Genomic DNA, 8,588 nt, shown 5'->3' with positions numbered 1-8,588 from the left:
AAAAGCAGTTAGCTTATGAGCAACTGACCACTTAATCTAGCCAAAACAAGTTATGCACTTACAATTTGAATCTAGGTTATTAATTAGTCCTATGTTACTAATTAATAAAAAGGTGCTAGAGAGCAATTTATTTACCTCAATCACTTAATTGGTTGGTTTATAAGAGGTTAATTGTAAAGTAAATGTAACTGTATGAATTTTAAGAACTTCTATTGATGCATCTAAATACGTAATGTAGAATACTAGCACTTTTAGACTGGAGCTCTAAAGTCAGATAAGGAAGTCTCCGCAGCAGAGACGTTTGCTATTAATTCTATATAAGACGTAACGATCATGAAATCTATTAAATTAGCACCAAACTGGTGGCTACAATTTACAAAATGCGTTTTAGCATTCAGCTTAATATTTTTAATTCATATTATATTTTCTGTGAACCTAAAAATTGTTTTTCTCACTGTAATGCCAGCTCTACTGATTATTACTACTTTTAATATTCCTCATCTTCGTTTTTTACATTGTTATAAAGCAGGCATTTGTTATACGCGTTTATGCACAAAGCGTTATATCAATAGCGAGGAAATTAGTTGCGTATCATTTAGTTCGTTTTTTCTTTTCACCATTTTTAAGGTGGAGTTAGATAATGGTAAAACGTTCCATTTTTATAACTGGCAACTTGATGATGAAACGCAATCAGCTATTTGTAAAATGTACTGCAATAAGTTAGCTAACAAAATTGAAAATATTAGCGATAAATGCAATGCTTGATCTTTAATTTAGATAGCAAAAAGGAGCGATTAATCGCTCCTTTTTTGTTTTTGTATTTTATAACGCGCTAATTAAACTTTTTTATAGCCTTAGCTTTTAGCGCTTTCATCTTTAGCCTGCGTGGCTTCTTAAAAGACTGGATAGGCATTGTTACCAACTGCTCTTGTGGTAGTGCCGGTATTGTTTGTGGATAAGCACCTTCCTTTGGTACCGAAATTTCTTTTAGATGTATTTTAAGTGCTTCTAGAGTTGAGTCGTTATCAACTTCACTAGGGCAAATAAATATACCTAATTTTCTTAGTTGTACACCGAGTTTAATGCTACTGGTATAACGGATAATCGGAGCGCCTAATACTAAGCCCAGCAATATAGGTGATAACCACCAAAAGAATACTGGCGTGAAGTAGTAAGCCGTACAACCCCATGCAATAGCCACAATAGTTGAGAATAACGTATAACCAAACGCCTCTTTCCACGGAACCATACGACCTTCGCGCGGTTGTGCATCCCACTTCACTTTTTTACCTAAAAACACACAAAGTACAAAGTAAGCATGAAATACCATCATTAATGGGGCAACAATAATAGCAAATACGGTTTCAATGATTGAACCTAGTATGAGCTTAATTGAACCACCAAAGCGTTTGCTTCTATGTATTAAGGTTACTATTATGCCCATTAGTTTAGGCATTAATAAAATAACAATAGTTAAATACAAGAGTGAATCAATCAGATCGGTTTTAGCTATTTGCCATGTAGGGAATAATTGATAAACACGGTTAAAGTACACATCACTATTTAATGCGCGCGTTACTGCATCAATAGTACTTAGCGCTAGCATTGAGAGCCAAATTAGTGATGAAATATAGGCTGTCGCACCAAGTAAAAAGTGCAGCTTACTCATTAATTTTAATTTTGATGATGACAATAAACCTAAGTGCTGAATATTACCTTGCACCCAGCGTCTATCGCGTACAGCGTAGTCTAGAATGTTACTTGGTACTTCTTCATAGCTGCCTTCAATATCTGATAGCAACAATACATCCCAACCAGCACTGTGAAGTAGTGAAGCTTCTACAAAGTCATGACTTAAAATTTCGCCGCCAAAAGGTGCATTACCTTTTAGTGTTGGCAAGCCACAGCACGTTATAAATGCTTCAACTCTAATGATTGCATTATGACCCCAGTAGTTGGCTTTATCAGTTTGCCAAAAAGCAGAGCCAGTAGCGAGCATTGGGCTATATAGCACTGACGCAAACTGTAAAAAACGGCCAAAAAAGGTATCTTGACGAACAGGGATCGGAATAGTTTGGATCAGGCCTGCTTGTGGGTTGTTGAGCATACTTGTAGTAAGCTCTAGCATACATTTTCCGGTCATTACGCTATCTGCATCAAGCACAATCATATGGTCGTACTGGCTGCCCCAGCGCTCACAAAAGTCGGTTAGGTTACCTACCTTACGGTGTTTGTTATCTTCGCGACGACGATAAAAAACGTTTTTAGTCGTATCACCTAAACGTTCACACAATGCATGCCATGCACTTAGCTCGTTTTTAGCTATTTCTGGGTCTTGCGTGTCGCTTAATAGATAAAAATCGAAGTTTGCAAGTTGACCTGTTTCTTTTAACGATTGCAGACTAACTTCAAAGCCCGCGATAACACGGTGGGTGTCTTCGTTGTAAATAGGCATTACAACGGCGGTTTTTTGGGCGTTAATTGCCTCACTATTGAACTCAATTGGTTTAATACGCTTTAGCGTAAGTGGGTCAATTCGTAATAGCTGTAATACAAAGCCGATTGTTCCACTACAAAATGCCGTTACAATCCAGGCAAAAGTGATTGAGAATAATACTAAAAGAGCATACTCAAGTAATGTCATACCGTTTGAGCTTAAAATCTCAAACATAATAGATATGCCGTAGCCAGATGTGCCAAGCGCTGCAATAGCAAATAGCCAAACTCTTAATGTTTTGAATGGCATTGGAGTGCCCTTACCTTTATTACTTGATGTCATTTGGGTACCAAACATAACTCCATACCTCGCTAATTTCTTTATCACGTAGTTTTAACGATAAACGCATATCAACGGGTTGATCGTCCTGTGGTGCAATTTTAAAGGCTACACGCCATCCTCGTGAATCAGGCAGTTTTTGTACATTCACGTCGGTTACTTCGCCTGTTGTAAGTTGAATGTCGGCATCTAGCTTTAACTGTTCAGAGAGTTGATTTATTTCTGACCCAGTAAAATCAACAGTAAATTGGCGATGGCTTTTTGGTGGTGGATTGTCTTCACCTGGTAAAGCGGCGCTACCGATCCTTGTGCGCAGTACTCTCGCTTTCTCGTGCTGAGTTAAAACTGCATTAAAGGTCGTCATTTTGTAGCTTAGCTTTAATGAATCACCGGCTTTCATTGGCTTTTCTGGTACCCAGTAACTTACGATATTGTCGTTAGTTTCTGTATCAGTAGGTATTTCTACAAGTTCTACACGGCCACTTCCCCATTCACCTTGTGGTTCGATCCATAGGCTAGGGCGGTTGTGGTAATGTGCTTCTGTGTCCAGGTAGTTATTAAAGTCTCGGTCTCGTTGAGCTAACCCAAAACCTTTTGGATTATTATATGAAAACGAAGTTACACTTAGCTGTGAAGGGTTGTTAAGAGGGCGCCATACCCATTTATCATCAGCTGATTGAGTTAATAGGCCATCTGAGTCATGAACTTCAGGGCGATAGTCATCAAAAAATTTGGTACTGTTTTCACCGTGGTAAAACATACTCGTTAGTGGAGCTACACCTAGCTTTTTAATATCTTTACGCGCAAATATCTGCATATCAACATCAACTAGCATATTAGTTGTAGGGTCAACACTAAACTTGTATGCACCCGATATAGATGGGCTATCTAATAATGCAAAAATGGTGATTTGGGTTTGGTCGGCCTTTGGTTTAACTAACCAGAATTCTTTGAACATTGGAAATTCTTCACCCGAATTTTCTGCTGTATCAATGGCAAGGCCTCTAGCTGATAATCCATAAACTTGCTGAGGGCCAACGACTCTAAAATACGATGCTCCCTGAAATACCATTACTTCGTCTTTATACTCGTTAGTATTTAACGGGTAATGTAAGCGAAATCCAGCATGGCCTAGTTGAGTATCCGCAACACTTTTAGCTATTTCTTCTTGTAGTGGTGCAGCAGTGCCATCGTATTGGTAAAAGTCGGTACTGAAAGGTAAGCGACTGCGTTTAGAGTCGCTATCAACGGTATTTATTGTCACAGGTGTTTTATATAAAAAACCAGGATGGAATAATTGCAGCTCGTACAGGCCTTCATCTTTCCATACTGCTTTGTCTTTTTTAAATCGAATTGAACGGTAATCTTGATAATCAATATTGTTAAGTGCTTCAAGCTCAATGTTTTTAGGCGCCACGTATTCTTCGCTTGCTAACTTTTTAGCGCGGGCGCTAATTACGTCAAATAAGCTACTTTGTGGGATTGCTACATCAACGGTTGCAGCAATCGCTTGGTTGCTATTGCCCCAAGTCGAAAAAATAATAAGTAGACCCAGTAGTGGTGCTGACTTCTTTTGCCATTTAGGCAGATTTTGGGTTAGTTGTTTCATTCTCATTCCTTTATAAAAACACGACTTATTTTTACGTTTAGGGTAAATATTGATTTTATTTTGTAAGTATCTTCTAAATAACTTAGAGCAAAATTTAAACCTTAATAAAAGTTCATATTTTTCAATAGGTAATATTTATATACATAATTCACTGAGGTTTTGTTGTGTAAAATTCACTCAAATGTATGTAGTTGTTACTGATTAATTACTAGAAGATTCACAGATCGTCTGAACATATTACGGGGGGTTTAATGAAGCTTGTCTGAATTACATTTGTATAAAATAAAAAAGCCGCAAGAGCGGCTTTCAAATGTTTAGATTTAACTTAGTTATTTCTTTTTAAATCGACGCACTATTGATAGTGGTGCTAAAAGAAGTGATAACCATAATAATGAACCTGCATCATTATCATCATCTGAGCGTAAGTTATTTACTTTCACGGCTACTTTTTCAACGTTAGATAAGTTACCCACGCTATCCTGAGCTTGCACTGTTAAAGTAATACGATTTTCAAATTCGTAATCAATCTCTCCAGCAACAATTAGCTGCCCCTGATTGTTAATAGAAACGCTGTCATTATCAGATGTAATAAATTTAACAACTGGTGATTCATCGGCATTTGGATCACTAAAATCGAGTGTGCCGATAATTGTTCCAATTGCGCTGTTTTCATCGACTGCAAAAACTTGATCAGCTTTAATAACTGGCGTTTGTTCTTCAGGTGTTAAAGTGATTTCAGATTTAATATCAATAATTACAGGGTCGTGATCTGATGCGCGGTATGCACTTTCAGAATACAAACTAGATTGTTGACCTTCGCTTTTAAACTCTACATTGTAATCAAGAGAAATAGGTTCATCTGCGTTGATGTGCCAATCTGTTGCTGCGACAATTTTGCTAAGTAGTGATTGGGTAGCTACTGCATGATCTAAACTACCTGCGCGACCAGAAAAACTGTAAGAATAACCAAGCGTATCACCATCAATTTCTGCAACTACATTTTTGTAGCCTTTATCAGCAAATGCACGTATAGGATCTTCCATTGCGTAAGCATTCATATCGCCGACTAAAATAGTATCTTCGTCGTCAACACCGGTTGGTTTGCTATCAAGCCAATTTGCGAATGCATTAGCACCTTCTGTGCGTATTTCATTCCAACAGCCTTGTCCATCACCTGAATCTGCATTGTTTCCAGAAGCACTACCACAGCTTTTAGATTTAAGGTGTGACACAGCAACAGTAAATACTTCATCAGTTTCTAATGATTTAAAGCTTTGTGCAATTGGAGCACGGTTACTAAAATCAAATGGAGCCTCAGTCGTAATAGCAGCAGTACCTATTTCTTCTACTTTGTTAGCACGATAGATAAGTGCGGTAGTAATTGCATCGGTACCAATTTGATCTACGTTAAAATCAACAAATGCATAGTTGTTAGCACTATCAGCGTCATTTAATGCATCTACTAAGCTTGCAATTGCACTAAATTCGCCAAAACCATCATTTTCAATTTCCATTAAACCAACAACATCGGCCTGGATAGCGCTAATGGCACTTACAATTTTAGCTTCTTGGCGAGTAAATTCAGCTTCTGAATCTGCACCTCGGGCTGTCGGGAACCCTCCGCCTTGGCCATCACCATTAAAGTAATTAAGTACGTTAAAGCTAGCTACACGTAAATCTGCTTCAGCATTAAGTTCAGGCGCATTTTCACGTGCATTTGTTGCAATAAACGAAGGTGCTACAGTTGGGTGGATTCTGTAAAGGCTAAAGCTATAAGCAAGTGCCCCCGTAACCGTATTAACTGTATCGCCAGTACGTAATGTATTTTCTGCTGATAAGCCTGGAGTTGGGTAGGCTGTAGGGTCTAAGTTTTGTACTGTAGAGCCATCATCTAGTAAAATCTTTTTAAGTAGATTTTCAGTTTCAACTGCATTAGCTGCATCTCCAGGTAATGCAACTTGGGTACCTTGATACAAGCGTTCTGTTGCTAATTCAACTTCACCATATCGACCAAGGCCAAAGTTATTAGTTACTACTAATGGTTGTTCTAATGTAACTAACATACCTTCAAAAGCTTCTAAATCAGTTGTATCAGCTAAAGGTAAAGTGATTTTTGTAGCTGCTGCAGCTAAACCAGTGCCACATACGGCAACTTGGCTAACACTGCCGATTTGTGTTGCATCAAAATATTCTTCTACAGTACCTTGTACACGTACATGGTCGCCTACGTTTACGTCAATATCTGCAAAATAAACAAATACACCTTCAGAGGTGAGAGGATTTGCATCTATGTCAGCAGCAAGTGAGCTAACAAAAAAGCCTTTTAATTGATCATCATCTTGGAAGTCTGCGGTTACAATACCCTCAAACTCTACTAAAGTATTAACAAGCGGGCTTGCAGAGCTATCGCCTTGTATAGCGTTAATTAGTACTTTTTCTGCGCCACAAACAAGTGGTTCAAGTGGTTCTGGTTCTGGAATTGGTTCAGGAGCACTGCCTTCAGAACCAGAATGAGAACCTAATCCATCGAATGTATCTATATCAAATTGAACCCATTCATCGCTAGGGCTAAACGCTGATGTTGAATCAGTGCGGCCTGTTGTAATACTGTCTTTTCTACGGAGTGTTTTGTTTTGCGTTTGTGCTGAGGCATCAGACCAAAATGACCCTGGATCTACACCCACTTGACCAAAGCTATCGACTACAATACCATCTTTTGTTAACACAAGAGCATCGTCACCGTTGTAAAATGTAACAGTGCTAGTAGTATCGGAAATACTTAGTATGTCTTCAATTGCGCCGGAGTTGGCAATTACGTATGTTGTATTTGCAGCTAATTCACCTGTTAAAGCAATAGAATTTCCTACAGTATCGCTACCGTTTGAATACAGTCCTAATGTGTATCCATCAAGTACTATTGAGGTAGGTGCATTATTATAAAGCTCAATTGCTTTATTATTACTGCTTCCCTCTATGTATTCTGAAATGATTAGATCTGCAGAGGCTGGTGCACTGAGACTTGCTATAACAAGTGCGAGTGGTGTTATTTTTGTTTTAAACATTTTTTTATTATTCCCGTGTATTAATCCCAAAATGGGACACCAGTTTAGAGAATAAATATGACGAAAATAATACAAAAATGTAAACGAATGTAAACAAAAGGCGATTTAACCGCCTTTTTATAAAAACCTTACTTTTTAGCTAGGTATTGTGCGGCTTGCTTAGCAAAATAGGTCAATATTCCATCGGCGCCTGCACGCTTAAATGCAAGTAAAGACTCCATTATAGTAGCTTCCTCACTTAACCAACCGTTATCAATAGCTGCTTTGTGCATTGCATACTCGCCACTTACCTGATATGCGAAAGTAGGTACACCAAACTCGTCTTTAACACGACGTACAATATCTAAATAAGGCATGCCAGGCTTAACCATGACCATATCAGCGCCTTCTTGTAAGTCTAATGCGACCTCACGTATTGCTTCATCAGAGTTTGCAGGGTCCATTTGGTAGGTTTTTTTATCGGCACCTTTTAAGTTCCCAGCAGAACCTATTGCATCTCTAAATGGGCCATAGTAGCTAGATGCGTATTTAGCTGAGTAGGCCATAATACGGGTATGCACAAACCCATCAGCTTCAAGTGCTTCACGAATTGCAGCAATACGGCCATCCATCATGTCCGAAGGGGCAATTACATCGGCGCCCGCTTCTGCATGCGAGAGTGCTTGTTTAACTAAAATTTCGGTGGTTACGTCGTTTATTACATAGCCTGTGTCATCAATAATGCCGTCTTGACCGTGCGTCGTGAATGGATCAAGTGCACCATCAGTAATTACACCCAACTCAGGAAAGGCTTCTTTTAAAGCGCGAACAGTACGTTGCACTAAGCCATCGTCATTATATGCTTCTTCGGCAAATAGTGATTTTTTGTCCGCAGGGGTTACCGGAAAAATAGCAACGGCAGGTACGCCAAGTTCAACAAGTTCTTTTGCCTCAAGCAATAGTAAATCTATCGATAGACGTTCAATACCAGGCATTGATTCAATTGCTTCGCGGCGATTTTTACCTTCAAGTACAAATACAGGGTAAATTAAATCGTTTACGCTAAGTTGGTTTTCGGCCATTAAGCGGCGAGAAAAGTCGCTGCGGCGCATTCTGCGCATGCGAGTATACGGGAAAAGGTCTAATCCTGATTGGGCCATAT

4 protein-coding genes are annotated in these 8,588 nt (G+C 38.8%); all 4 read right to left on the bottom strand.

The annotated features are described in order from the left end of the window. Window positions 1-832: 832 nt before the first annotated feature. The 4 genes from mdoH to hemB all read right to left on the bottom strand — a co-directional run bounded on the left by mdoH (window position 833) and on the right by hemB (window position 8,586). Window positions 833-2,794 carry a glucans biosynthesis glucosyltransferase MdoH gene (gene mdoH, locus AAEY62_RS07110; RefSeq protein ID WP_024609386.1) on the bottom strand — a complete coding sequence of 654 codons (1,962 nt, stop codon included), beginning with the start codon at window positions 2,792-2,794 and terminating at the stop codon, window positions 833-835. Then, the gene (locus AAEY62_RS07105) at window positions 2,766-4,385 is read right to left on the bottom strand and encodes a glucan biosynthesis protein G (protein ID WP_024589477.1); all 1,620 of its coding nucleotides are present in this window, start codon (window positions 4,383-4,385) and stop codon (window positions 2,766-2,768) included. The genes mdoH and AAEY62_RS07105 overlap by 29 nt, the downstream gene beginning before the upstream one ends. A 329-nt stretch (window positions 4,386-4,714) precedes the next feature. Beyond that, window positions 4,715-7,447, bottom strand: a complete 2,733-nt coding sequence (locus tag AAEY62_RS07100; protein WP_024589476.1) for an ExeM/NucH family extracellular endonuclease — start codon at window positions 7,445-7,447, stop codon at window positions 4,715-4,717. Window positions 7,448-7,575: 128 nt separating this feature from the next. Beyond that, window positions 7,576-8,586 carry a porphobilinogen synthase gene (hemB, locus tag AAEY62_RS07095; RefSeq protein WP_007579839.1) on the bottom strand — a complete coding sequence of 337 codons (1,011 nt, stop codon included), beginning with the start codon at window positions 8,584-8,586 and terminating at the stop codon, window positions 7,576-7,578. Window positions 8,587-8,588: the final 2 nt, after the last annotated feature.

Source organism: Pseudoalteromonas sp. GW168-MNA-CIBAN-0100 (genome assembly GCF_040309225.1).
Lineage (GTDB): Bacteria > Pseudomonadota > Gammaproteobacteria > Enterobacterales > Alteromonadaceae > Pseudoalteromonas > Pseudoalteromonas arctica.
The sequence above is the reverse complement of the archived record's forward strand: the minus strand, read 5'-3'. Positions and strand labels throughout refer to the sequence as shown.

What these genes read in the sequence shown, in the direction of transcription:
- mdoH (WP_024609386.1), bottom strand. Translation starts at nt 2,794, where the DNA reads ATGTTTGGTACCCAAATGACATCAAGTAATAAAGGTAAGGGCACTCCA.
- AAEY62_RS07105 (WP_024589477.1), bottom strand. Translation starts at nt 4,385, where the DNA reads ATGAAACAACTAACCCAAAATCTGCCTAAATGGCAAAAGAAGTCAGCA.
- AAEY62_RS07100 (WP_024589476.1), bottom strand. Translation starts at nt 7,447, where the DNA reads ATGTTTAAAACAAAAATAACACCACTCGCACTTGTTATAGCAAGTCTC.
- hemB (WP_007579839.1), bottom strand. Translation starts at nt 8,586, where the DNA reads ATGGCCCAATCAGGATTAGACCTTTTCCCGTATACTCGCATGCGCAGA.